Here is a 24,753-nt window from a genome sequence, read left to right on the forward strand (position 1 = left end):
CAAACTCAAAAAATATTAACCAAAACTATTTTAATTATGAAAAAAATAATCATAACCATGAGTACTCTTATGATTAGTACCATCTCCTACTCGCAGACTTCAGTCACCTTTAAACCCGGACCTACTGTAGGCGAAGATGCAACAATCTGGCAACTGGAAGGCAAATGCAAACCTACTGGGCTACCACAAACACCAGCTTTAATGAACTGGGGAAGCAATAAAGAAATGGCTGTCACTGCATGGACCTGGAGGGATGCAGGTTGCGCTCAGGGAGCACAAAGATCCCTCATCCGATTCAAAGATCTAAATACTTTAATGGTTCCCAATTATATCACTCAAATTGTCTCAGCGAAGCTAAGGCTATTTACACCAAATCCAACTACGGAGGGATATGGTAACAACTATTATCCTGGCACACCACTTCCCAACCCTAACCCAGGCTGGATCCAAAGGGTTCTTCCAGGAAATAATGTCGCTACAAGCCCAAATAACTGGAATGAGAATACAGTAACCTGGAATACACAGCCACCAGTAGATCTGAATAGTCTCATTCTTTATGTAATACCAAGCACAAATGCAAGATATGGATTTATACAAGAGGTAGATGTGACCAATATTACACAGCAAATAGTTAATGAATTGACTTATGATCCTTATGCTAATAATGGTTTTAGACTTTCATTACAAGATGAGATCTATTATAGATCACAAATCTATGCATCCAGTGATAATGCAAACTCTAATTTGTGGCCTGAATTGGTAGTTACTTATAATTTAATATTGAGAAAATCAGCACCAACAGAAGATCAGCCTATAATGCAAATGCCGGCTCAGGATGATCCTACTAAAGGTATGAATTCAAGCAGACAAGAGGTAAAGTCTGGGGACACTAAGGTTAGCATTGTTCCTAATCCTACAGTTTCGGGCTGGAATATTAACATCCCTTCACCAAAAGAAACAACAGTTACAGTAAATGTTTATGACTCTTCAAGCAAAAAAATAAATACAGATATACATCATCTGAATAGTGGAGTTAACACTCTTTATCTCTCCGCTGAAAAATTAGTTTCCGGCATCTATTTTATCGAAGTCAAAGGTTCTGGGATCAATATAAATGAAAAAGCAATTAAACGTTAACCTCATTAAATAAAAACTTCCCCATTAAGGGGAAGTCTACGATAGTAAATGATGAAAATTATTATTAGATAAATTGTTGATTCAAATGTATAAAGAGATCTTCACTTTATTTATGATTGAAATCATATACTAGGGAATTATCAATTTTTAGCGATTTATTACCAACGTCTTACTCTTTATTATTTTTGATGTATAAAATAAGTTGCCAAATCTGTATTGGAAAATCCAGTAAAATTCGCTTGACGTAGCAATGTTACTAGTTGTCCCCTGTGATATGTAGCGTGGTTAACATAATGAGGTAGTGTTTGCCAAAACGACATTTGCGCTTCTCCGCCTCTTTGATATTTAATGTTGATTGATCGTTTATAATCATCTTCCGGATAGCTTTCTATAAAGCTTTTTATGTCAACGGATGCTTTTTTCCAGATTTCTATCAGTTCATTTTTCGTCCCCTTAAATTCAGCGGATAAATAAATCGGATCAGGGGCATTTGTCCAAAAGTCAATCCAAATTTTTTTGGCACTAACCATATGGACAACAGTTTGTTTAATACTGGGAAAACTACTGGCAACAGGGCGCTCCCATTGCTTATCATTCAATTGATCAAGCCACTCCATCGTAAGATTATCTGCCCAATTGTTGTAATTAACCAATTCTAAAAAAAACTTTTTTGTCATTTTACTTTTCATTTTAAGTTCAATACAAAAATAAGTTTAGGGAAGGCTATAAAGCTGTAGTTAATCGTTCAAAAGCTGTTTGTAAACGTTCATTTTTTGTTGTTGAAATTGTCTTGGGCTTATTCCATATATCCGCTTAAATGATTGAGAAAAACTTGAATGATTTTCATAACCTACTTCGTAAAATACTTCACTCGGATTTTTGTTTTGTAATAATAAGGATGTTGCTATTTCCATTTTCTTTTGTAAGAAATATTTACTTGGCACCATATTGTAAAGTCTTAGAAACTTTCTTTTAAAAGTAGAAACGCTTGTATGACACAGAAAGGCCAATTCATCTAATGTAAGATTGTTAGTGAGATTTTTTTCAACTGCTTTCTTAATTTCAATATCTGAATATTCTTCGAGTTTTCTTGTCTGGAATGATAAGATAGTTCTGGGATATTTTTCAAGGAGATATAGCATTAATTCTTCAAATTTTAGTTGCAGCATTTTTGCTGAAATAGAAGATGATTTTTGTTGAATTAATTTAAGTGATTCAATGTAATTATTAATGAATTCATCCTTTTCAAATACAAGGAAAGGTTCTTCAACTTTTTCAGCAGATATGAAGATATGTTTAATGATATTATAATATTTAATAAAAAAATTGGCTAATGCATCATCGTTAAAAAAGAATAAAATACTCCTGTATTCGTCATCAACAGAAAGTTTCTCTGTCATTAAACAATTATTCGAAGAAAGAATCGCAAATTGATCATCTGTAATCGTTGTTGCTTTATTTGCATAATGCACTACTTTTTCACCCTTTTCTAAAAAATTAATAAAATTTTCCTGAAGAAGTATTTTATTTCTTTGAGCCTGTTCATTCGAAATGTAGCTATACGTCCTAAGAGCATCTTTTTCTGGTTCTTTGTTCACATGTTGTTTGATCGCTTCCATAATTCATCTGATATCTTAGATGAGGATTCAGTTATATACAAATGTAAGAAACAGAATTTATTCTCAGGGAATTTTAGTTTTTACTGAGACGCTCTATAATTAATGACGAAAAGCATTTCACTCCCGTTCTGATACTTTCTTCATCAACCTGAAAATTAGGCGAATGATTCATTGCAATTATTCCTTTTTCAAAATTAGAACCCCCAAGCAGAAAGTATACACCAGGTACTTTTTGCTGAAAATAAGCAAAATCATCATTAAAAAAAGGAACCTGTCCATAATCTGGTGCAACTGCATCCTTCCCATAAATCTTTTGAATCGTCTTAATGGCAATATTCGTCAATTTTTCATCATTCATAACCGTTGGATTTCCTTGAGTAAAGAAAACAGAAACAAGCTGATTCTTATATCCCCCATCTTCAATGATCTTTTTAACTTTAGGAATTATCCCATCCAGATTAGATGCATTGGTTTCATACAAATATGCATCAAGAAACAGATGATCGTTTTTAGAATACGTATTGAATTTATCATCTATGATAAGGTAATCTTTGAAAATGGTATTGGGGCTTGTTAATCCTATGGTAGGATCAACTATCTGCTGAATCTCCCACGGTTTGCTATTATTAGTTGCACGCGATAAAGAATTGTAGATCTTTTTTGTCAATCCTTTTACTTCTTCCGTTGACAATTCATTTTTTAATTCTATCCTTATTTTTTTCTGATAAGCAAAGACCTCATTAGGTTTAACCATTATTTGTCCGACTGGTAAAGCAGTTACATGCAGGCCGTATACCTCATCAGGACCTATTTTAGAAAACAACTCACTATCTACTATCCCCTTAGCTCCTTTAAAGGTTTCTTCTTCTGGTTGAAAAATAAAATAAACCGTTCCTTTCAGAGATTTTCGATTTTGGGCAAGAACTTCAGCGATTCCTAATCCAATGGCCATATGAACATCATGACCACAACCATGCTGAATACCTTTTATTTTTGATTTAAAAGCCACAGGGTCCGGGTAATCGTTGGGAAGTGCATCCATATCAGATCTCCAAACTATTTTCTTTCCCGTCTTATCTCCCTTTAAGATTCCGATCACAGCATGACCATAAACATCTGTTTTCACTTCAAGTCCCAAGTCTGTCAAGTATTGTTGTATGAACTTTTGAGTTTGTACTTCCTGACCAGCCAATTCGGGATTTTCATGAAGATCTCTCCTGATCCCTAACAGTTTTTTAAAGATCTGATCTGTTTCGGACTGAATAGATTGGTGAGCTGATCTTAATGGAGTACTTGGCTCTGGCATTACTTTATTTTTCAATTCTTGTGCAGATGCAATAGAAGTAATAAGACAAATTACGCTTAATAAAAGTTCTTTCATGGTAAGGTTGATATAATTTAAGTATATAATCTACTGATATGTATTAAGAACAATTATACTGTTAATTTTATTACATCTTGATTATTTTTTATTCTATAAATGCTTTGTCATTCGCGCAATATTAGAAGATTCAAAGAGGACTTTTTTATCTGATATAAAAATAAAACCCAGAAAATCAAATTCCCGGGTTATAATTTATTGGTTGTTTTAGAGTTTTTATTATTAATAAAGAGCCAATCATTGTATCTCATGCTTCTCGTTATGTCCTTTATTGTCTATACTTATCTTTCCACCTGTCCCGCACATACAAAAAGAATCTTCCGTGAGAATTTTGTATGTGTTAATTGTATCTTTTTCTGCTACTTTATCCCAAGCTATCGGTGCAGGAATACAAGGTAAAAATCCGCCTGGCGTTGGTTTAAGTTTACATTGTCCAAAAGGTTTTATATTGACCATCGCCTGCTTGTCCTGTTCAGTTGCAATTACTTTACCTTCAGCAGTAGAAAAATCCTGACTCGTAACGGTCAAATTACTAGGAATAGTTCCCTGGTTACAGGATAATTGGGCGGTATCTGTGATTTTTTGAGGCATTACAAATAAAATTTGAAATCATCATTTCGGGGTTGCTATTTCCTTTTGCTTCCATTCTTTTCCTGTAGCATCATCAATAATAAAACTATATTCAGGTTTTGAAAGCCACTCTCCATCTATCAATTTACTGTTAAGAACATTGATCTGATAGTATTTTTTAATCGAAGCATTCGGTGTGTCATACCTTAAAGCAACTGCCTGCCTGGTATCATTTATGTCTATCTTTTTCTCCTTTAATACAATATCACGGATCTGTCCGAATGAATGTGTAAAGCTTTTATCAAAATTGATTTCTTTGATTATTTTACCACTCTTATCATAATCTTTAATTTCAATTCCTGAATCATTAAATCTTGTGATTTCACCTTGCAACATTCCATTATCGTAATATGTATAAATATATTGAAATGGGCTAAACTCCTTTGTAATCTCTCTTTGATATGTTTTTATGTTTTGTGTGGCATCACTTGTAACATCTAGCTCTCTGGCTTCAGAATTATCCGATAATCGATACCGATATTCATCTGGAAATCCTTGTTTCCCTTTATTGTCTTCAAATTTTTTTATACTAAATGTTTTCATTGCTTTTGAATTAAATACGTTATTCTTTTGTCCATTACAACCTAATGCACTCATTAAAGCTATTATTAAAAATATATTTCTCATATACGTTTTTTTTATACATTGCCTTTAGCGATATCCCACTGCCACTTCCAGGTAGATTTTTTCACTTTCTGTCCATAACTCATAATATTATCTGTAGAATTTGTGGGATTATTATTTCCGTTTGCATATACAAACTGTCTGTCTGCATCTGCTATTGGCGTACCATCTTTATGGGTATGATGTAAGCCTAATCCATGTAAACCTTCATGGGAAATAGTATCATTTCCTCTTGCAGCTCCCTGTATCCCATTAAACAATATTACGTTTTTAATTTTAATATCCTGTACCTGGCCAGGAACCGCAGCTGCTGAACCGGAAGTAGGATCATAGAAGCTATCATATGTATTTTCATTAAAACTAAACATGGTATAATATCCTGCAAATGTTGGATTCGTTGCAATAAATTTGTTTTTCACATAATCAAAAATCCCCGCTTTATCTTCAAAAATGTTACCATCTGTATTATATACATTACCTGAAGTATTTTGATAAATAAAATCTCCATACGTCTTATTACCATGGGCATCAGTAATAATCCGAAATTTCGCATCTCCCGTTAAATCCAAGATCGGACCTGTTTTGAGTTCACTGGTGATAAGACATTGATACAATCCTTCCTGTAATCTTTTCTTCTCACCTGGAGAAAACGCTCCTGTCTTAATACCTCTTACTGCATCTATCTTAGTTCTGACCGGAACTAATACGAAATTTTGATTTTTTCTGGCAGTTGCATCATTTCTTAAAACATTAATTTTCCCTACTAACTTTCTTTCCACCAATTGCTCAGCAGGTGTTTTTGCCATACTTCCTTTGGGATAAGCATAGATCTTAATTTCCTTATCACTATTTAAATCTTTCAGGCAAGTCACTTTTATTGTAGCACTCGCAGAATTAACCAATCCTGAAGTTTTTGCTTTATCCTGAAGTTTAGTTTTATCAATGGTAATGAATGTTTCTGTAGGTTTATTTATGGTGCTTAAATCAAATTCCAGTTTGTCAACGTCTTCTTCAATTTCCACCAATACTTTTAGCTTAGCTTCATATTTCGGTTTGTTAACAATTGATGCAGGCAGACTATTAACAAAATCTTTAGAAAATATAGTAAGATAAGGTACAAGATACTCTACAGATGGCGGTACAGCAGGAGTCGGAGCTCCAGCAGGCAATGGTTTTCTGGAAATAGGGATAATAGAATATTTCGTTTTTAATTGGGGATATGCAGTACCAGTTGGCCCACCCGTCAGATCAGTAGCACCATCTTTGTAACCGCCTTCAATAATATCTGCATAAGCGGGTTCAGTTGTAAGGCCATTATCTTTCTCTCTTATCCAGTCAAAACCAAACTCTCCGTTCCAGGCAGAATGCGGACGAAAGTAAACCATTGCAATTGCAATTGTCTCGGTAGCTGAAGCGACTGCTTTTTTTGCTGTATTCCCAAGTTGATTGCCACTTTCTCCATACATTTCAGCAGTTCCTTTACTATTGATAATCGCTTGTTTATCAGAATGCACCAGCGTCCTCTCCGTTCCGTGTAACTTCGCTTCTGAAGCTTCAATATTTAGGGTATTTTTACTGCTAAACAAAGCTTTCCCACTAAACAATCCCATAAAACCAGTAACAACCTGCTTCATATAGGGTGTGAAAACAAAAAACTTAGACATTGCATTAATGATTACATTATTGGAAACATTCAACTCCAAATTATTGTAAGCATTCAATTGAATATCTGTAGCATTCATTATTATTTTATTCGGAGCTGTAACATTGATATTACCCTGTCCATCCATAAAATAAGTATTTCCGCTTGGGTCCTCGATCGTTACACTTTTTTCAGTGTCATTCATCAATATCTTAATACCACTCCGGGTCTGAATAGATTTCAAATGATTCTCTAATCCACCACCTAAGGCAATACCACCATGAAACATTCCTCCCATAGCAAATGGAAAGTCGGGATTATGATACTCAAAGCCTACCATAACCTGGTCCCCAATTTCCGGAATAGCCACAAATCCTCTATTTTTACCAACTGCATCTGTTCCTCCAGCATCAGGGCTCATCATCCGAATAAAATGAGTAGTATCATCAATCTGCCAATCAAATCTAACCTGTATTCTTCCTTGATTTAAAGGATCTATATTGGAAATAACAGTTGCAATTTGTGGTTCAGCTTTAGGTTGTACAAAATCAGGCCTAGGCATAAAACCTGTACCTTCAGCAATAGCTTCGAAACTACCTGTATAATATCCTCTTGCATCTACATTATGGCTCACCTCTGTAATCATCAGCTTGGTAAAATAGGAGGTTTCATTGGAATCCGGTTTTCTCATATTAATATCTGCAACACAGCCAATATAAAGAAAAGGAACAGTTGTATTTCCTGAAACTGCAAAGACCTCTACGGCTTTGCTTCCTCTTGCACTGTTCTGCGAATCCTCCACATCCATAAACATATTCGCATTTACAGGAGTCGGAGTTAGTGAACGAACTGTAAAAATATCCTCATTAAGTTCATAGGCTTTTGAAGGTAAATCTCCCAAATGTTTAATCACCTTATCAGAGCCTATCATTTTTGCATGATTACTGCTGTTATATCCAAAAAATTCAGGTTTTGTATGGATTGCTTTAAGCTCTATTTGTACATCATTTACATTACTCCCATATACCAATTCAATTGATCGTTCAGAGGATGGTAACTTTCCAAAATGAAGGATTTCTCCGTCATAATAAAATTGCTCTCCATAAGCTTCTGCAATCCGTGTCAAATAATTATAATGGGTTTCATTGTATTGAGAACTATAATTGATATAGCTTTTGTTTTGAGCATCAATTCTATAATCAAATTTTCCAGTCCCTAATGTTTCTTTAATAATTCTTTCTCCAATGATAGAAGTATTAACCGGTTGATTTCCTCCAAAGCTTTGGGTATGCGGAGCTGAATCCATAAGAATAGTCGGACTTTTTCCCTTCAGGACTATGTTTCCTAAACTCATTTTTTCCTGACTGAATGCCACATTAGTAATCAATCCTACAAATGTTCTTTCAGGACTTTCGTTTTCGGCATCTTTGTATTTAAAAACAACTGTAATTCGCTTTCCTAAAAATTTTTGTGCCTCTTCCAGATTATGATTCTCTATCTCTCCTAACGAATCATGAGCTAATATCAATTCAAAATCATGATGTCTTCTTGCACTCTGTTGCAAACTAAAGTGCTTAAAATGGTCAATTGCTTTACCTTCAATTACAATGTCCAGTTTTACCACACGGTTAATACCCGAGATATGGTTTTCCAAAATCTTTTCAGAATTGGAAGCCTGATTGTTCATATTTTTTGCGAGTTTTTTGGTGTATAATTAATAAAGTTAGACAAAATCCAGTCACACATATTTTTTTTAAAGTAAAACTGAATAATTGTAGTAAAACTACGATCTCCTAAAAAATGCATTTGCTCCATCATTGCTGTTAAATGCACCAACATTTTCCGTATCTAAATAATTCAGGGAATTCGTTGGTGTGAAGTAACTACAAGTATTCTATGTCTCATGACGATCAAATTTTACATCAATTTCTTGTTGATAAAAGTATAAAATTAATAATCATGTGGTACCCGGTTTTACCCTATTTTATTTAGGGAAATCCACTGGAAATATTCTTTTTAGTTAACCATTAATGAATTTTTGATTAATAAATATCCGAATTATTGGCAAAAGAGATATACAATACTTTTGAAAGCTTTTCTACAGCGTTGATAATCTAAAAGCAAAAGCTCCTTTCAAAGGAGCTTTTTGATTACTGGGATATCAATAACTTACTGTTAACTGTTTTCATTTGCTTTAATTGCTATATTCAGAAATCAGTTTTTGAAGAGCCTTGCTACTCTTTTCTAAATCTGACTGTTTACCTTCAAGCCATTCTTTTTTTCTACTGTTATCTTTTAATCCTTTATTGATCATATCCTGAACCGCTGATGGGGCAGGCATTCCGGGTCCTACCTTACGGACTACACTTTTTACGGGATCCAAAGCTTCCTGAAGTTCGCTATCCGTAATATTCAGTTTCTGATTTCTTTTGGATGCCACATTTTTGATCATATCTACTGTAATTTGGTCCGCCGTTTTCTTTCCTGCAATAGCCTGATTAACAACATCAGCTACAATTTCATGCGCGTCCCGGAAATCCATATTACTTTTTCTGACAAGAAGATCCGCAAGATCAGTCATGGTCGAAAAATTTTCTCTCGCATATTTCAACATTTGCTCCTTATTAACCTGAAGCGTTTTAGTCAACCCGGTCATTGCATGAGTAGAAGCCAAAACGGCATCTAATGATTTTGGTTCTAGTGGAGATCTTGTACCACTATGCTGATATTCTATCGCATTTAAAGAAGTAAGAATTGCCATCAATTGCCCTACAGAATTTGCAGCAGCCTTTCGGCTACGTTCCAAAGCATCAGGATTTTTTTTCTGCGGCATCATGCTGCTGATTCCGGCAAAAGCATTATCAAGCTCTGCAGACTGGTATTCATCAGTACTCCAAAGCTGTATTTCTGATGCAAAACGACTTAAAGAACTCATGTAGATCGCATTATCAGAAGCAAACTCCGTAATATGATCCCATCCAGCTACTCCTTCTATGGTATTAGAAACAAGTCCTTTAAAACCCAATAACTCTCCTACCTGAGTCCTGTTTATAGGCCAGCTTGTTCCTCCTGTCGCACCTGATCCTAAAGGAGATTCATCAATTCTTGCGTATAGTTCAATATAACGATTCAATGATTTTGAAAGGCTTTCATCAATAGCTGTAAGATAATGGGCAAAAGTAATAGGCTGAGCCTCCTTACGATGCGTGTAAGCGACCATCACAGTTTCCAGATTGCCTGAAGCTTTGGTTAAAATCTCACTGCGGAATTGTATTATTGAACCAATGATATCTAACAACCGATCCCGTAAAAACATTCTGTTGGTCGTATTATCCATATCATTTCTGCTTCTCCCAATATGCATTTTGCCTCCTAAATTTCCTATTTCTTTTATTAAAGCTGATTCATAGGGCATATACAGTCGCAATGCCGGATCTTTTTCAGCTAATCGATCTACGTTTTGTAACCCTATTAATATTTTCTTAGCCTCCTCTCTGGAAATAATATTTTGCTCTTCCAACATGATTACGTAAGCTTTATGAAGATAGCTCTGATAAGGGAACATAGCATCCGCTAAAGTTTCATTTTTTGCTTCATAGTCATATAACTCCTGAAATTCGGGGGCTTTCGCACCGGAAGTTCTTCCAATACGGCTAGCATCTTGTAATGACTTATTTTGATTCATATTCTGTTCAGGCTTCTTGATCAATTGAGCATTTAAATTTTCTGACCATAAAAAAACAGCTCCGATTGTTATTATTTTCAGATAGGTATTATTCATAGGATATTTACAAATTTCGTTAGTATCTTGTTTTGAGCCTTTTCAGGAAAAGATGTGGTTATATTAAGCGACCAAAACCTTTATTACAAAATAAGAACAATAATTTATTAAAAGCAACTTTGTTGCAATAAAATAAAAGTTAATTGTTATATTGATAATTTCATGAAACAAAATGACCTTCAAATATAATTTGAAGGTCATTATTCTTTTTTAACTGATTTAAGTTTACTTAATCAAAATCTAGCTTGTCGCTTTTTTATCTGTAAAAAACTGAAAGCCTTCTTTCTTTTCAATAAGTTGTAGTGGATATAATTTCGGATTGTATTCCCCATTTAACACCTCATTTAATGCATGTTTCTTGGATTCGCCAAATGCCACCACCAGTATATTTTCAGCCTTGTTAATCAATGGAGCTGTCAAAGTGATCCTGAACATTTCCTGAGGTTTCAGATAATAGGCCGAAACCCATTTTTCATTTTCATCTAAAACCTTTTCACCTGGAAATAAAGACGCGGTGTGGCCATCATCTCCCATTCCTAAGAGTATAAAATCAAAAACACCCTCATTGCCAAGCACACTTCTGATTTGCTGCTCATATTCTTTAGCATAATCTTCTGGAGAAATTCCATCCTTATACATAGGGAAAATATGATCTTTATTCACTGGAACTTTATCCAGGAGTGCCTCGAATGTCATACGCGCATTGCTTTTATCATCATGTAAAGGAACCCAGCGCTCATCCACCCAAAAAAAGTAAAGCTTGCTCCATTCAATTTTATCTGCATACGCTTCTGTTGCCAGCAAATTAAAAATAGCCTTAGGAGATGAACCTCCACTTAGCGCTACGACAAAACGGTCATTCTTTTTGATCGATTGTTTTGAAAGATCCACAAAAGTATCAGCAGCTTTTTTATACAGTTGATCTAAATCTTCAAATATGGTAATATTCATTTTTTTGTTTATTAAAATTGTTATACCCAGCTATGTCCCTGTCTTTCAACCAAAGCATTGCTGTCTTCAGGTCCCCAGCTTCCTGCTTTATAGTTTGGAAAGGAAGAATCCTTATTATTTTCCCAGGCTTCCTGTATGGTTGTTACCACATCCCAGGCTTCTTCTACCTGATCAGAACGCATAAATAAAGTCAGATCACCCAATAGAGCATCCAACAATAAAGTTTCGTAGGCTTCAGGAGTATCTTCCTGACAGGCAAAATAATCAAAGATCATTTCAACAGGTTGTAACACCAATGAAAGCCCCGGTTTTTTAGTCATAAACTGCAACCTGATATCCATCATCGGCTGAATATTAATAACCAATCTATTGGCAGATAAAAGATGTGGGCTGTCTGAAAAAGTAGAATGAGGAAGAGGTTTAAATTGAATGGTAATATAAGAATGCTTTTCTTTCATTTTTTTTCCGGTACGAACATAGAAAGGAACACCTTGCCATCTCTCATTATCCAGGTAGAATTTTACTGCTGCAAAGGTTTCTGTATTAGAATCCGGAGCAATCCCGTCTTCTTGACGATAACCTTTTACCTGTACTCCATTTACGGTCCCCTTTCCATATTGCCCTCTTACGGCATAATGATCAACCTGATCGGATGGGATTCTACGGATAGACTTTAAAACATCTACTTTACGATCTCTTATCTCACCAGACTCTAACGAAGCAGGTGGTTCCATAGCGACCATACATAGAATTTGTAGCAAGTGATTCTGAACCATATCCTTCAGAGCTCCTGTCTGTTCATAAAAAGCTCCTCTTGTTTCAACACCCACTTCTTCAGCTACTGTAATCTGCACCGATTCTATATATTTATGATCCCATAAAGGCTCAAAAATAGAATTTCCAAATCTAAACGCTAATATATTCTGTACCGTTTCCTTTCCTAAATAATGATCTATACGATAGATCTGTTCTTCTTCAAACGTTTGTGCCAGAAGGCTGTTCAGCTCAATCGCGGATTGTTTATTATGGCCAAAAGGTTTCTCAATAATAATACGGTCCTTTTTAGCATCAGCTGCTAATGATGTATTTTTGATATGATTAGAAATGGTTGTAATAAAGTCAGGACCAATAGATAAATAAAATAACCTGTTGGCTCTTACTCCATACACGGCATCAAAACTCTGCAGCTTCTTTTGCAAAGCCTCATAAGAACTTTCTTCATCCAGTTGATGTTGAAAATAGGTGATATGAGCCTGAAAACCTGCCCAATCTTCGGAACTTACTTTCTTTCTGGAAAAATGCTCCAGGTTTTCTTTGATATAGCCCCTAAAGTGTTCATCTGTATTGTCTGCTCTCCCCAGCGCAACAATGTTAAATCCTTTAGGCATTCTGCCATCAATATATAAATTATAAAAAGCCGGAAAAAGTTTTCTTTTTGCCAGATCTCCTGTAGCACCAAAAATAACTATTGTAGTTGGCTGCAAGATTTTATTTTCATTCATTTTTCCGAATTTTAGTTATTTGCACTTTGCCATGAAGTATGGAAAACACCTTCTCTATCAATTCTCTGATAGGTGTGAGCTCCAAAATAATCACGTTGAGCCTGGATAAGATTAACGGGTAAAGATTCTGTTGTATAAGCATCGAAATACCCTAATGCTGTTTGAAGTCCTAAACTTGAAATACCATTTGTGGTAGCATATCCAGCTATTTTTCTTAATCCTTTAATTTTTGATTTAACAAGTAAAGCGATATCCTGATCAAGTAAGATATTAGACAAATTCGGGTCTTGGGTATACGCCGAATAAAATTTCTCTAATAGAACAGAACGAATGATACATCCGCCTCTCCAGATCTTCACAACATCTTTTAGTGGAATCTCAAAATTATACTCTTCAGATGCTTTTACCAATAAAGCTAAACCTTGTGCATAACTGATCAATGTAGCCAGAAAAAGAGCATCCCCCACTTCCTTAATGAATAAGTCAATGTCTTCAGGGCTTACTATTTCCTTTTCAGAGTATAGCTGAGAAGCCTGAATACGCTCATCTTTATATGCTGATAAAATCCTTGAAGTAACCGCAATATCAATAGTTGGAATTGAAACACCTATTTCCATAGCCTGTTCAGAGGTCCATTTTCCGGTTCCTTTTGCGCCTGCCATATCTAAGATCTGATCCACAAGATAGTTATCAGTCAATGAATCTTTCTGTTGAAAAATATCTCTTGTGATCTCGATCAGAAATGAATTCATTTCACCATTATTCCATTCTTTAAAAACTTCGTATAGCTGATCATTATTTAAGTTAGCACCTCTCTTCAGTAAATCATAAGCTTCACTAATAAGCTGCATAATAGCATATTCAATTCCATTATGTACCATTTTCACATAATTTCCGGCAGAACCTTTGCCCATATAAGCAGTACAAGCTTCATCATTGACTTTAGCAGAAATCGCTTCGAGCATTGGCTTAAGTTGCGTGAAAGCTTCCAGATCTCCTCCAGGCATGATACTAGGTCCTGTTCTGGCACCTTTTTCACCTCCTGAAACTCCCATTCCCATAAAATGTAGATTTTTCGATGCCAAATCAGCAATTCGCCTGTTGGTATCTTCGAAATAAGAATTACCGGCATCAATAACGATATCTCCTTTGCTTAAAAGGGGTGTAATACTTTCCAATACCGCATCTACAGGTTTCCCTGCAGGAACCATAAGAATAATCTTTCTTGGCGTTTCTAATACAGATACAAAATCTTCCAAAGATCCTGTCCCTTTTACTTTCATACCTGAGGTAGCCCCATTCTGCAATTCTTTTATTTTCTCTTCGTCAAGATCAAATCCCGCAATCGAAAAACCGTGATCAGCAATATTATAAAGAAGATTTCTCCCCATTACACCAAGACCAACCATTCCATAACTGTATCCTTCCATTGTATTGATATTAATATGAATTTATTATACAAAGAATAAATTTACGCAAAGCCCATGAGGAAAAAAATAAAAGAATAGAAAAATTCCCTGACTTTTTACATATCGCTCATTTATAAGCTGATAGTTTTATGCACTCTTTTATACTTATTCTTTCCTTTTTTTTAAAATAAAAAATCAGATTTCTTTTTAGGTTTTATGTAAGTACTACTTATTCTGGCTAATTGCCATATTATTACTTCATTAGGTGGTGAATAAAAACCAAATTATATAGCATTATGTTTCTAATAACTGAATAAAACGTTATAATTATGGGAATAATCTATCAAAAAATAGCTGTTATTTATAACAATTAAGTATATATTTGCCAAAATTTAAATTCATGAACTACAAACTTGCGCTCAATACGCAGGAGCCTAACTCTAATATTGTTTTTAATACAATTGTATTTGATTCATTCAAAATCAATATAGTTGAGAGATACGCTGGATCGATGAGTTCTCGTCCAAAATTATGTGAGGTTTTATTTAAAGTGAGAACTTTAGATGATGATCTTATAAAAAAAAGAGATGGTAATATCAGGGTAAAAATTAGAGGTGAAGAATTCGAAGCCTATCAGAGATTATCCCAGAAACTGAACTCATACGAATACAAAAACAAGCTGATCAATAGAAAAGATGCAGAACAAGATTATGTTCATTTTACGCTGAGTTTGGTCATTGCTAATTATAATCTTAATTAATCCGCATAAACGGATTTTGATTTATTTAATTGCAAATATGTATTGGTAATCTGAAGTAAAGACTTCCAAAATAAAAAGCTCGCAAGTTATCAATTTCAGGTCGATGACTTTTTAAGGTATTCATGTCCCAATGGCGAAAGCTCGTAACCCACCTGATGACTGATTGTCAAACCCAGGTTTTTTAGTTTACGGATATTCAGTTTTAACCAATCTTTTTCAAATCCTGTTAAATCCGCAATCCCGATTGCGTGAAAATGAGGATTTTCTTTTATTGCACGTAAAACAGAGTTTGTCCAGGCTCCTTGCCTGCTGAATTGATCAAGTCGTTCCAGCTTCTTTGTCAGATCCTCAAACTGTTGCTTTGATAGTTCGGATTGTTCCCGCAATTTAATCCGGGGATCCTCTGAATGATAACCAACTGTTATTTTAAAAAGTGTTCCGGCTTTGTTGTTTTTAAGAGATTCAATTAATCTCTTCCTGTCTGTAAAACCTGCATTCAAAGCATCCTCATCAGTTATATCATTCTCATCAATGGATTCCACATTATGTATTTTAACCAAACCAATAGAAGTGTGCAAAAGACTTCCACTATTGACAGAAACCTTTTGCCAATGACGAAAAGCCAAGGTAATTTCCCCTGACTTTATCCCTTCCAGATGTACTTCTTTAAATAGCATACCTAACTGTATTACTTAATCTCCCTACTCTATCTATCGAATTCATTTTGTTCATTATCTAAATGATCATATTTATTTTTGTCACTGCTAAATATACTTAAATAACTATTTAAAATTGAAATACTTTATCCATACTGTGACAACATGAAGTGGACTTCCAATCCATAATCAACTTTATTTTACTGATGTAAAGCGCTCATCAATCCCAAAGTATCTTCCAATAGGATGTATTTTACAATCAATCCATCAACGACGGTAATCTCTGTAAAAAATACTGATTTGAAATTTTTTCCCGTTTTGAGCATAAGGGTTTCAAAATTTCCTGAACTAAGTATTACATTTCCATCGGTTGCTATATGATTAATCGCAGCAGAAACAGGTTTTGTATTTTGCCAGAGTAATTCAAAAAATTCCCGTATCTGATTATACGTGTTTCTTTGTCCTAACCAGGGAGCAATGGTTTCATTCCCTGGAACCTGCCAATCCAGGTGTTCGGGGAATAACTTCATGATCATTTCAATATTACGTTCTCCTAATGCAGCGTAATATTGTGAAACTATATCAATAGGATTCTTGTTTTCCATTAATTCTATTTTATCTTTATTAATATTATTATTTTTTAAACCTACCAGATCCATTTTAGTTAATCTGACAGGTATTTAAATTGATTTTAATCTTTCCAGAAGTTGTCTTCTTGTATCTGATCAGCAGAAAAGATTTCAACTTTGGAGATTTTATCCTGTACAACCGTATAAATATCGGTATTATACACATCCAGTTTTTCTCCGGAAGTTTTCTCTCCGGTCCAGTGCAGCTGGCATGCTATCCTGTTGTTGTTTACACTTATAGAGTCAAAAGAATTTAATTTCAGGGTATTTCCTGTCATTGTAAACATCTTCCCCACCATTTCAAACACTTCTTGTTGTGAGTTTTTTAAACCAGAGATCACATTGTCTCCTGGTTGAGACCATTGTACTTCAGGATCTAATAATGATCCTATCTTTTCAAGATCTATCATTTTAACTGCTGTTAAAAATTCTGTAACGATTTGTTTTGCTTGATTTTCCATATTATTTTTTCATTTTTTATATAAGCCAAAGTTCGTCGCTTTGCATGAAACATGAAGTACCTCAAAACGACATTAAATGATCATTTCCCGCCAAATTTTACATCCACCTGCTCGAATATTAATATTTTAGCAACATATAGTGATCTATCATGGAAAACCCATCTAAAAATTTTGTTTTACAACTAATTGGATATGCAGTTCAGAGAGACTTTTCTGCTGATGAACTGATGTCTGCATCAAACATTACCATAAAGGAGCTGACCAATTTAAAAACTTCACTTAGTCAACAACAAATTGATGATGTTTGGCGTAATGCAGTATCCATTACTACTGATACTATGTTTGGTCTTCATCTTGGAGAATCTTTACAATTACAAGCCCTTGGGGTAGTCGGGGAAATGATCAAGACCAGTAAAACTGTAGGTGAAGCGCTGACAAATGCTGCCTCACTCACCCACATGATCACAACATTATTTGAACTTAGCATTTTTAAGGATGATGACCATTTCTCTATAGCCTTCATTCCTCTCAATGCTTCCTGGCACAAGAACATTGTGGATACCCAAATACTTGACTTTTTAATGGTTATGGTTGTTCATGAACTTAACGGTATGTTGTTTAAAAAACTTTATCCCCGTTCCGTAAGTTTTGCCAGGCCATTGGAATATCCTCAAGAATACGAACGTGTCCTTCGTTGTAAACCAGAAGACAATGCAAAGATCAACCAGATTTCGTTTGATATTGCTTACTGGGATGAAAGGATTATAACTGCCAATCATGAACATCAGAAACTTCTGCTTAATGAGTCTGGCACCTGGAAAAGTAAAGAAACTGCAGGGCAACTTTTTAAAGACCGTGTATATAATTACATCCGAGCCAATTCTTATCTGAAGATGGTCACTTTGGAAGATCTCGCGGGCAATTTCAACATCAGTACACGTACACTTCAGCGTAAATTAAAAAATGAAGAAATTAATTTCCAACAGCTTGCTGATGAAGCACGTAAGAATCTGGCTTTAATGTATCTCAGAAATAATTCTTTCCAGATAACAGAAATATCAGGTATGCTTGGCTATAATGAAGTAAGTGCATTTATACGTGCATTCAAGCGATGGACCGGACATTCTCCTGCTACTTATCAAAAGAAGCTTAATAACCCTGAAATAGAGGCTGTGTAAGAAAACCTAATTTTTACATCCTGGAAAACATAGAGGAAAAATTATACTTAATTGTGTTAATAATTCGTGTTAGCTCAATACTATGATCAAGATCATAAAAAAACTTAAGTACACTTTATATATTTGGTTATTAGTATTCCAACTAATAATAATAATAATTTCATCATTTTTACGCGAGCTTCTCTCCAACGGGAAGCTTTTTACAAAAACACTTTTTAAAATTATCATACTGGATGGGAGTCTTTCAATTGAAGGGCTCTTTTTTTATTTGGGATAATTTGTATATTCGGAAAAACTAAAATTACTATGATTATCGACGAAAATGATCAATCTGAAATATATTATAAATATAGAACAATAGACAACTACAAGTATTTTGTAGATAAGTCCGTTTAAAACTTTCCCGCCGGCTGTAATATATTTAATTAGAAACCAATTTTTAATTTTTGCCGGATCTGCTCTCTTATTTATAAGATTCCAAAGTGTATCAGAACCACGTGTATTATAAGTGTAAGACACCAATGCATCGAATTAATTTTGAGTAAGCGGAATCTTTACTTTTTGCGATACTATTCTTTCATGCACTTCCAAGTCTTGGCGTAAAGCATCTATTTAAAGAGATCTATTTTGCAAACTCCTTAATCCAAAAGTATATTCCATTGCATTTATTATTTCAATACTGCTTTTTATGTATATTTAAAGCAAACTTTTAGCTACAATGAAACAACAATTATTCTTTAAGCAGATAGCTTTTTTGCTTTCTCTTTCTTTTTCATTCATCTTATTCGCACAAAATAATAGCTGGCAGCCTCTTGGTCCGGATGACTCTAATCAGCCTTCCTTCGGAACTTCTGATATTACAAGCCTAGCCATAGCTCCAAATGGCACGATCTACTTTGGTTATCGGGATTATGTTAATGGTAGTAAGGCCACTGTAAAGAAATTTAGTGGGACAACCTGGGAAACAATTGGTACAGCAGGATTTTCAGATGGTATTATGTCCCAAATAGATCTTAGTATAGCTCCGAATGGAACTCCTTATATTGCCTATCAGGATTACACTAATGGAGGTAAAGCGACCGTAAAAAAGTTCAATGGGACAAATTGGGAAACAGTAGGTACAGTTGGTTTTTCAGTAGGGGGTGCTATTTTTATAAGTTTAGCTATAGCTCCGGATGGTACACCATACATAGGATATTCGGATACTACGAATAGCAATAAAGCTACAGTAATGAAGTTTAATGGAATCAATTGGGAAATAGTAGGTACACCATGGATTTCCACAGGAGATGCTCAGTATGTAAGTCTTGCAATAACACAAAATGGTATACTTTACGCTGGTTATCGTGACATCGCTGCCGGTGGTAAAGCCACTGTGAAAAAATTGAGTGGCACCAACTGGGAAACGGTAGGTACAGAAGGGTTCTCAGTTGATCTTAGTGCTATGTATCTCAGTCTTGTTATATCACCCAATGGTACTCCATATATTGGATATTCAGATTTCAATGGTAGTGAAAAAACAACTGTTATGAAATTTACCGGCACCAATTGGGAAACAGTAGGTCCGGCTCAGTTTTCGGCAGGTACAGCAGTTTTTACTAATCTTGCAATAGCAGCAGACGGCACTCCTTATCTGGCCTATGCTGACGGAACAAACAGTATGAAAACTACTGTAAAAAAATTCAGTAACAACAGTTGGACTACAGTGGGCACTCCAGGCTTTTCTGCAGGAGGGGTCAACTATTATGTTGATCTTGCTTTCAGCCCGGACAATAAAAAAATAGTTGTAGGATACAGCTTATCCGGATCAAATGGTGTTTTTGCCAAATACTATGATGCTGGTGAGTTGAACACCAAAGAAACTGAGATTCAACATTCAGGAATATATCCCAATCCTACAAAAGGAGAACTCAATATAAAAACGGACAAAAAGATAAAATTATCTACTCTGTTTGATATGGCGGGAAGGATAATTCTAACAACATCATCCCCAAAAATGGACATTTCTGAATTGACCAATGGAACTTATATACTCAATGTACAATTTGAAGATGGTACTTCTTTTTCCGGGAAAGTAATAAAAGAATAAACTTTGCAAGAGATGTTTTGTAAGGAGATTTGTTAGTAAAGAAAAAAGTATGGTTAATGAATAAACCATACTTTTTTTATTAGTTTCCAAAATTCACAAAATGAGGAATATCCGTCGCAAAATTATTGATGGGTAAAAGATTATTTCGATTGCTATTAAAATCAAAAACTGAATTATTATCAAAAGGAACACGGGGATAATAGGTGAATGAAATCTGTATCCTGTTGAAAACCAAAAAAGGATTATTAATTAAAACACCAATTCCTATTTTTGTGTTTGCTTTTGTTTTCAATAGCTTATCATCGGGCATGCCTAACCAACCTACTGCCGCAGTTAAGTAGGGACTAAAATGGAAATTCTTCCAGGTCTTGTTAATAAACAATTGAAGCTGATACCTTAAAACCAACTTTTTAGTTCCTATATAATCTGAATTGTAGACAGGAAATTCATCTGGAGAAGAAAGATTAATTCTGTCTTTATAAGAATAATTGTGTTGAGGATTTCCCAATGCTAAAGTCGGTGAAAAGAAATGTCTTGCCTTAGCAAATTTCCAATCTGTCAGGTTTGTAAAATAAGTTCCATCTAACCGAAAGGATTCACGATTTTGATTTTCTTCGTTAAAAAATCTTCCAAACTGCGCTTTTAAAGTGAAATAACCCACCCGTATAAAATTACCATATGATGCAGAAACCCCTACATAAGGCTTTACCTCATTGCTTCTGGATAAACCTCCAGCAGTAAAATTCAACGAGTTACCATAAGCAATATCTTCCGGCAAATCGTATTGAAAAATATTCTTCTGAACAGAAAAATTCCTGTTAATAAACCCGATAGACATTAAAAAGCTGCTATAAGAATTAAAATATTGATATCGGTCTGCTCCTGGGCTGTCTTTGTACTGATAATTCTGAAACCGCCCTATTACTGCGATATTACTGGAGACTTTCTCAGTAGGATCAGATGAAATGGGAATTTGATAACCACCCCATAAATCCTGACTGTATACTTTAATCTGAACTTCCGGATAGCTCGTATCAGTTTCTATTGGAAGTAAAACCTTTCGCATGAAATATTCGAAGGTAAAGCCACCTGCCCATTTCGTCAGAGGAGAGAAAAAATCTCTACGGACATTAAAATTAATCCTTTCATTTCTAAAAAAATCACGTTCCCCCAGGATCTGAGCATTGATATAAGAACCAAAAAGATTATATGCTGTATAGCTTCCTAAAAGATAATTTTGTTTTTCTTTGGAATCATTTCTATAAAGAAAATCAAATGTATGCCCCAATCCCAATACATTTTCTTCAGTCACTCCCAATCCTATTTTACTTCCTGAATAACTTAATCTTGGTTTTAAACTCCAGGAATCAAGAACTTTTACAATAACATCAATGGAATCCTTATTAGAAGTACTATCAGAAACACTGATATGAACTCTGTTTATAAAAGGCATAGTTCTTAGCAAACGTTCAGATTCGTAGAGCTTCTGAGCATTATACTCTTCACCTTCCTTAAAAAGCAAATAGTTATTTACTGTAGAAATTTTTGTTGTAGAATGAAGGTGATCGGTAATCCAATCGTACCATTTAAATTTTTCTTTATTATCCTTCGAACCATATCCAAATGGGTCAATTGTTTCTACGTGAATATTTCTAATATATTTTTTGTGATAGGTTTCCTGTAACAATTTTTCAGTCCTGGACTTAACAGATGTCGAATCTGCCTCTCTACGAAATATCAAGCGATGAATAAATTTGGTAATTTTTCTTTGGTCTGAGAACTCTTCTATTTTATAATAGAGTGAATCTTTTTTTTCCTGAGCATTTAAAAAGGAAAAACCACATACCAAAAAGATGAAAATTACGGTTAATTTAGTCATTATAGAATTTAATAAAATTTATGGTATCAATTTACAAGCCAATAAATATTAAAAATATGCTATAATGCGAAAAAAATAAGTTACAAAATAATACAGGTATAGAAATAAAAGTATTAATTATGTCTTTTTCATAAGAGAAAATAATACATATAATTTGATGGTAAATGATGGGAATAATAAATTAATGAAGACATGGAATTTTTAAACTTTACAAACATACGTCCCAAAATTAATGGATATTATTACATTATTTGGGAACCAGGTGATGAACCTGAATTTGTATGGATTGATTATTTTACTTTAGATGGGCAAGAATTTTGGACTTGGCGTTGGAACCTTAACGAGGATCCTGAGGATCTTTTTTTAGATATTGCCAATCCGGACACTATTCAATTCTCTGAACTAATTATCAAGTTTAGGTAAAAAATAAAAAGGATTTGTGAGTAAAATTGGATAAAAATAAAAAAAGCCCCTAAAATAGGGGCTTTTTGTGACCGCAGAAGGATTCGAACCCTCACTGTCGGAGCCGAAATCCGAAGTTCTATCCATTAAACTATGCAGCCGAATAGGTTCTGGGACATTAAGTAAGGTGCAAACAAAGCCCTAAATCCTAATTCCTCATACCTAAAAACTAATCTTCACACCACCCAGAATCTGGGCTCCCAATACTTTGTAACCTTTATAGGTTTGGTAGTTTGAGTTCAGAAGATTATTTCCGGTTGCGAAAATACTGAAATTTTTGTGAAATTTATACTCTGCGGAAAGATTTAAATCAGCATAGCCACCAACTTTATCATTGGTATTCTCTGTAGACTGATACATCATAGCTGGATTAGCTACTCCTTCTATTAAGTAAGAGTTTGTCGTTCTGTCACTTGAGAAGATTCCTTTAAATCCTAATAATAACTTTTTATCCAACATGGTATATTTAGCTCCAATACTTGCATTGAACAAAGGAACGTTATAAATGTTGTCGTAATTCTTCAAATTATATTTTGTGAATCGAAGTTCTCCATCTAAAATAAGATTAGCTAAAGGAAAATATTGAATACTTCCTTTGATATCACTTACATTTCCATCATCATAAATGGCAGAGAATGTATTGGCAAAATTATAAGCAGAACGGTTCAACGTAAAGTCATTGTTGAACAGATCATTCGCCTTAAAGAACATAATATCTCTCATTTTTCCAAAACCTGCAGAGAAGTCATACTTTATCGTTTCATCGATATCTCCTCTTAAACCTGCATAGAAATGATATTTTGTTTCAGTTGGTTTTAGCATCTGGTCAGAAAGAATAAAAGGATTCTGCTGTAAGAGATCGCTATAGGTATTTAGTTTCAGACCACCATCTACCCCACCATAGAATTTAAATTCTTTAGAAGCAGCTATCTGGAATTCAGCTTTTGGGAACCAATAGCTTTTATTATTTTTCACCTGCTCCATATTGGTATTTGAATTTTTACCATTTAAAAAAGCAAATGAAGAACCTAGCATCAAATAAGAATCTCCTTTAGCAAAGGTAACTTTAGGATCTAAAGTAGCATTGAAAAAGTTGGATGAATTTTTATCTCTGATTTCAAAATCAGTTTTTACAGTTTCTAATCCTACGCCTAAATCAGCATTCATCAGAATACCATTTTTAGCAACTTCAACACCGTGTTTCGATAAATTAACCAAAACGGACGCCTGATTTTCCTGAGCATCAAAATGATCCTTTAAAAACGATGATTTTACTCTTACATCATTTAAGATTTCATTAGAATAAAAATCATAGTATCCGTTCACTTTAAACTGATTCACTCTTTGTGCTAAATCAACATCTGCCGCAGGTTCCAAAGCATAGATACCGTAATACTTATTATTATCCAATCCATATTGAGCGTTCAGGTTGAATTTTCCTTTTTCACCATAAGAATTTAAGAAAGCTCCAATAGAGGCCGAACTCTGTTTAGAATCCCACGCATATTCTCTTTTTAATCCTAAAGTGGAAAGAAAATGAACATCCGCTCCTACTTCAAGTTTATTCGCAAGGGTTTTAGAAATGTTAGCATCTCCCAAAATCTTCCCAAAGTTCCCCATTCCAAACTGCACATAATTGTTTTGAGCTGTTCCCTCAAACTTCGGAGTAACATCTTGCCCCTGAATAGTAGAAGTTTTGAAGTCTGAAACCGCAGGAACATCCGTGATCTTATACTGTACAGGATTCTGAGATTTTTCTTCTGGTGGATAATTCTTAATCGTTTCGATAGAAGTTTTTTTCTTTTCGATCTTTTTAACTTCCGGTTCTCTTTTTTTATTAAGAATCAGCTTCTCTTCTTTGATCTGGGAAAACGCAATTTGCGAAACCCCTAAAAATAATATGGATAATATTTGAATTCTTCTGTTCATTATGTAGTGTATTTATGTATTCATGTAAAATGTA

General features: G+C 34.5%; 20 protein-coding genes and 1 tRNA gene. 5 read left to right on the plus strand and 16 right to left on the minus strand.

All coding sequences use genetic code 11. The annotated features are described in order from the left end of the window. Positions 1-36 precede the first annotated feature (36 nt). The gene (locus JHL15_RS14775) at positions 37-1,137 is read left to right on the plus strand and encodes a DNRLRE domain-containing protein (protein ID WP_200246944.1); all 1,101 of its coding nucleotides are present in this window, start codon (positions 37-39) and stop codon (positions 1,135-1,137) included. A gap of 179 nt (positions 1,138-1,316) precedes the next feature. Here the strand turns inward: JHL15_RS14775 and JHL15_RS14780 are convergent, their stop codons facing one another. The 10 genes from JHL15_RS14780 to gndA form a co-directional block, all read right to left on the minus strand. Further along, positions 1,317-1,814, minus strand: coding sequence for a DinB family protein (locus JHL15_RS14780; RefSeq protein WP_200246946.1), 498 nt, complete (start codon positions 1,812-1,814; stop codon positions 1,317-1,319). Between the two features lie 60 nt (positions 1,815-1,874). Beyond that, a complete protein-coding gene (locus JHL15_RS14785) occupies positions 1,875-2,756 on the minus strand; it encodes a helix-turn-helix domain-containing protein (protein ID WP_200246948.1) in 882 nt (293 codons plus the stop codon). Between the two features lie 73 nt (positions 2,757-2,829). Then, positions 2,830-4,137 carry a M20 metallopeptidase family protein gene (locus JHL15_RS14790; protein WP_200246950.1) on the minus strand — a complete coding sequence of 436 codons (1,308 nt, stop codon included), beginning with the start codon at positions 4,135-4,137 and terminating at the stop codon, positions 2,830-2,832. A 237-nt stretch (positions 4,138-4,374) separates the two neighbouring features. Further along, positions 4,375-4,728, minus strand: coding sequence for a DUF4280 domain-containing protein (locus JHL15_RS14795; RefSeq protein WP_200246952.1), 354 nt, complete (start codon positions 4,726-4,728; stop codon positions 4,375-4,377). Between the two features lie 21 nt (positions 4,729-4,749). Continuing rightward, positions 4,750-5,394, minus strand: coding sequence for a hypothetical protein (locus JHL15_RS14800; RefSeq protein ID WP_200246953.1), 645 nt, complete (start codon positions 5,392-5,394; stop codon positions 4,750-4,752). A gap of 11 nt (positions 5,395-5,405) precedes the next feature. Beyond that, the gene (locus tag JHL15_RS21365; RefSeq protein ID WP_200246954.1) at positions 5,406-8,720 is read right to left on the minus strand and encodes a type VI secretion system Vgr family protein; all 3,315 of its coding nucleotides are present in this window, start codon (positions 8,718-8,720) and stop codon (positions 5,406-5,408) included. Between the two features lie 507 nt (positions 8,721-9,227). Further along, positions 9,228-10,814: an argininosuccinate lyase gene (argH, locus tag JHL15_RS14810; RefSeq protein WP_200246955.1), complete on the minus strand. Its 1,587-nt coding sequence runs from the start codon at positions 10,812-10,814 to the stop codon at positions 9,228-9,230. A 240-nt stretch (positions 10,815-11,054) separates the two neighbouring features. Then, positions 11,055-11,765, minus strand: a complete 711-nt coding sequence (gene pgl, locus JHL15_RS14815) for a 6-phosphogluconolactonase (RefSeq protein ID WP_200246957.1) — start codon at positions 11,763-11,765, stop codon at positions 11,055-11,057. A gap of 20 nt (positions 11,766-11,785) precedes the next feature. After that, the gene (gene zwf, locus JHL15_RS14820; protein WP_200246959.1) at positions 11,786-13,267 is read right to left on the minus strand and encodes a glucose-6-phosphate dehydrogenase; all 1,482 of its coding nucleotides are present in this window, start codon (positions 13,265-13,267) and stop codon (positions 11,786-11,788) included. 11 nt (positions 13,268-13,278) lie between these two features. After that, the gene (gene gndA / locus JHL15_RS14825) at positions 13,279-14,697 is read right to left on the minus strand and encodes an NADP-dependent phosphogluconate dehydrogenase (protein WP_200246961.1); all 1,419 of its coding nucleotides are present in this window, start codon (positions 14,695-14,697) and stop codon (positions 13,279-13,281) included. A 379-nt stretch (positions 14,698-15,076) separates the two neighbouring features. Between gndA and JHL15_RS14830 the strand changes: the two genes are divergently transcribed. Then, positions 15,077-15,436 carry a prevent-host-death protein gene (locus tag JHL15_RS14830; protein WP_200246963.1) on the plus strand — a complete coding sequence of 120 codons (360 nt, stop codon included), beginning with the start codon at positions 15,077-15,079 and terminating at the stop codon, positions 15,434-15,436. A gap of 95 nt (positions 15,437-15,531) precedes the next feature. Here JHL15_RS14830 and JHL15_RS14835 read toward each other — a convergent pair whose 3' ends face one another. From JHL15_RS14835 to JHL15_RS14845, 3 genes are all read right to left on the minus strand, one after another. Next, the gene (locus JHL15_RS14835) at positions 15,532-16,113 is read right to left on the minus strand and encodes a hypothetical protein (protein ID WP_200246965.1); all 582 of its coding nucleotides are present in this window, start codon (positions 16,111-16,113) and stop codon (positions 15,532-15,534) included. A gap of 179 nt (positions 16,114-16,292) precedes the next feature. Further along, positions 16,293-16,697 carry a nuclear transport factor 2 family protein gene (locus tag JHL15_RS14840; RefSeq protein ID WP_200246967.1) on the minus strand — a complete coding sequence of 135 codons (405 nt, stop codon included), beginning with the start codon at positions 16,695-16,697 and terminating at the stop codon, positions 16,293-16,295. An 86-nt stretch (positions 16,698-16,783) separates the two neighbouring features. Then, the gene (locus JHL15_RS14845; protein WP_200246969.1) at positions 16,784-17,182 is read right to left on the minus strand and encodes a nuclear transport factor 2 family protein; all 399 of its coding nucleotides are present in this window, start codon (positions 17,180-17,182) and stop codon (positions 16,784-16,786) included. A gap of 149 nt (positions 17,183-17,331) precedes the next feature. On the opposite strand from JHL15_RS14845, the gene JHL15_RS14850 reads away from it, so the two are divergent. Together JHL15_RS14850 and JHL15_RS14855 are read left to right on the plus strand one after the other, a co-directional pair. Continuing rightward, positions 17,332-18,360: an AraC family transcriptional regulator gene (locus JHL15_RS14850; RefSeq protein ID WP_200246971.1), complete on the plus strand. Its 1,029-nt coding sequence runs from the start codon at positions 17,332-17,334 to the stop codon at positions 18,358-18,360. A 718-nt stretch (positions 18,361-19,078) separates the two neighbouring features. Then, a complete protein-coding gene (locus tag JHL15_RS14855; protein ID WP_200246973.1) occupies positions 19,079-20,449 on the plus strand; it encodes a T9SS type A sorting domain-containing protein in 1,371 nt (456 codons plus the stop codon). A 79-nt stretch (positions 20,450-20,528) separates the two neighbouring features. Here the strand turns inward: JHL15_RS14855 and JHL15_RS14860 are convergent, their stop codons facing one another. Then, a complete protein-coding gene (locus JHL15_RS14860) occupies positions 20,529-22,328 on the minus strand; it encodes a BamA/TamA family outer membrane protein (protein WP_200246976.1) in 1,800 nt (599 codons plus the stop codon). 192 nt (positions 22,329-22,520) lie between these two features. Here JHL15_RS14860 and JHL15_RS14865 point away from each other — a divergent pair, with 192 nt between their 5' ends. Continuing rightward, positions 22,521-22,751 carry a hypothetical protein gene (locus tag JHL15_RS14865; RefSeq protein WP_200246978.1) on the plus strand — a complete coding sequence of 77 codons (231 nt, stop codon included), beginning with the start codon at positions 22,521-22,523 and terminating at the stop codon, positions 22,749-22,751. A gap of 68 nt (positions 22,752-22,819) precedes the next feature. Here the strand turns inward: JHL15_RS14865 and JHL15_RS14870 are convergent. Further along, positions 22,820-22,891 (minus strand) — tRNA-Arg (locus JHL15_RS14870). 61 nt (positions 22,892-22,952) lie between these two features. Next, positions 22,953-24,719: a TonB-dependent receptor gene (locus JHL15_RS14875; protein WP_200246980.1), complete on the minus strand. Its 1,767-nt coding sequence runs from the start codon at positions 24,717-24,719 to the stop codon at positions 22,953-22,955. Positions 24,720-24,753 lie beyond the last annotated feature (34 nt).

The sequence above is a fragment of the Chryseobacterium paridis genome (genome assembly GCF_016595215.1).
GTDB classification, from domain to species: Bacteria; Bacteroidota; Bacteroidia; order Flavobacteriales; family Weeksellaceae; genus Chryseobacterium; species Chryseobacterium paridis.

Bases quoted from the DNA above. Each gene is read 5' to 3' on its own strand.
- JHL15_RS14775 (WP_200246944.1), top strand. From the start codon at position 37: ATGAAAAAAATAATCATAACCATGAGTACTCTTATGATTAGTACCATC.
- JHL15_RS14780 (WP_200246946.1), bottom strand. From the start codon at position 1,814: ATGACAAAAAAGTTTTTTTTAGAATTGGTTAATTACAACAATTGGGCA.
- JHL15_RS14785 (WP_200246948.1), bottom strand. From the start codon at position 2,756: ATGGAAGCGATCAAACAACATGTGAACAAAGAACCAGAAAAAGATGCT.
- JHL15_RS14790 (WP_200246950.1), bottom strand. From the start codon at position 4,137: ATGAAAGAACTTTTATTAAGCGTAATTTGTCTTATTACTTCTATTGCA.
- JHL15_RS14795 (WP_200246952.1), bottom strand. From the start codon at position 4,728: ATGCCTCAAAAAATCACAGATACCGCCCAATTATCCTGTAACCAGGGA.
- JHL15_RS14800 (WP_200246953.1), bottom strand. From the start codon at position 5,394: ATGAGAAATATATTTTTAATAATAGCTTTAATGAGTGCATTAGGTTGT.
- JHL15_RS21365 (WP_200246954.1), bottom strand. From the start codon at position 8,720: ATGAACAATCAGGCTTCCAATTCTGAAAAGATTTTGGAAAACCATATC.
- argH (WP_200246955.1), bottom strand. From the start codon at position 10,814: ATGAATAATACCTATCTGAAAATAATAACAATCGGAGCTGTTTTTTTA.
- pgl (WP_200246957.1), bottom strand. From the start codon at position 11,765: ATGAATATTACCATATTTGAAGATTTAGATCAACTGTATAAAAAAGCT.
- zwf (WP_200246959.1), bottom strand. From the start codon at position 13,267: ATGAATGAAAATAAAATCTTGCAGCCAACTACAATAGTTATTTTTGGT.
- gndA (WP_200246961.1), bottom strand. From the start codon at position 14,697: ATGGAAGGATACAGTTATGGAATGGTTGGTCTTGGTGTAATGGGGAGA.
- JHL15_RS14830 (WP_200246963.1), top strand. From the start codon at position 15,077: ATGAACTACAAACTTGCGCTCAATACGCAGGAGCCTAACTCTAATATT.
- JHL15_RS14835 (WP_200246965.1), bottom strand. From the start codon at position 16,113: ATGCTATTTAAAGAAGTACATCTGGAAGGGATAAAGTCAGGGGAAATT.
- JHL15_RS14840 (WP_200246967.1), bottom strand. From the start codon at position 16,697: ATGGAAAACAAGAATCCTATTGATATAGTTTCACAATATTACGCTGCA.
- JHL15_RS14845 (WP_200246969.1), bottom strand. From the start codon at position 17,182: ATGGAAAATCAAGCAAAACAAATCGTTACAGAATTTTTAACAGCAGTT.
- JHL15_RS14850 (WP_200246971.1), top strand. From the start codon at position 17,332: ATGGAAAACCCATCTAAAAATTTTGTTTTACAACTAATTGGATATGCA.
- JHL15_RS14855 (WP_200246973.1), top strand. From the start codon at position 19,079: ATGAAACAACAATTATTCTTTAAGCAGATAGCTTTTTTGCTTTCTCTT.
- JHL15_RS14860 (WP_200246976.1), bottom strand. From the start codon at position 22,328: ATGACTAAATTAACCGTAATTTTCATCTTTTTGGTATGTGGTTTTTCC.
- JHL15_RS14865 (WP_200246978.1), top strand. From the start codon at position 22,521: ATGGAATTTTTAAACTTTACAAACATACGTCCCAAAATTAATGGATAT.
- JHL15_RS14875 (WP_200246980.1), bottom strand. From the start codon at position 24,719: ATGAACAGAAGAATTCAAATATTATCCATATTATTTTTAGGGGTTTCG.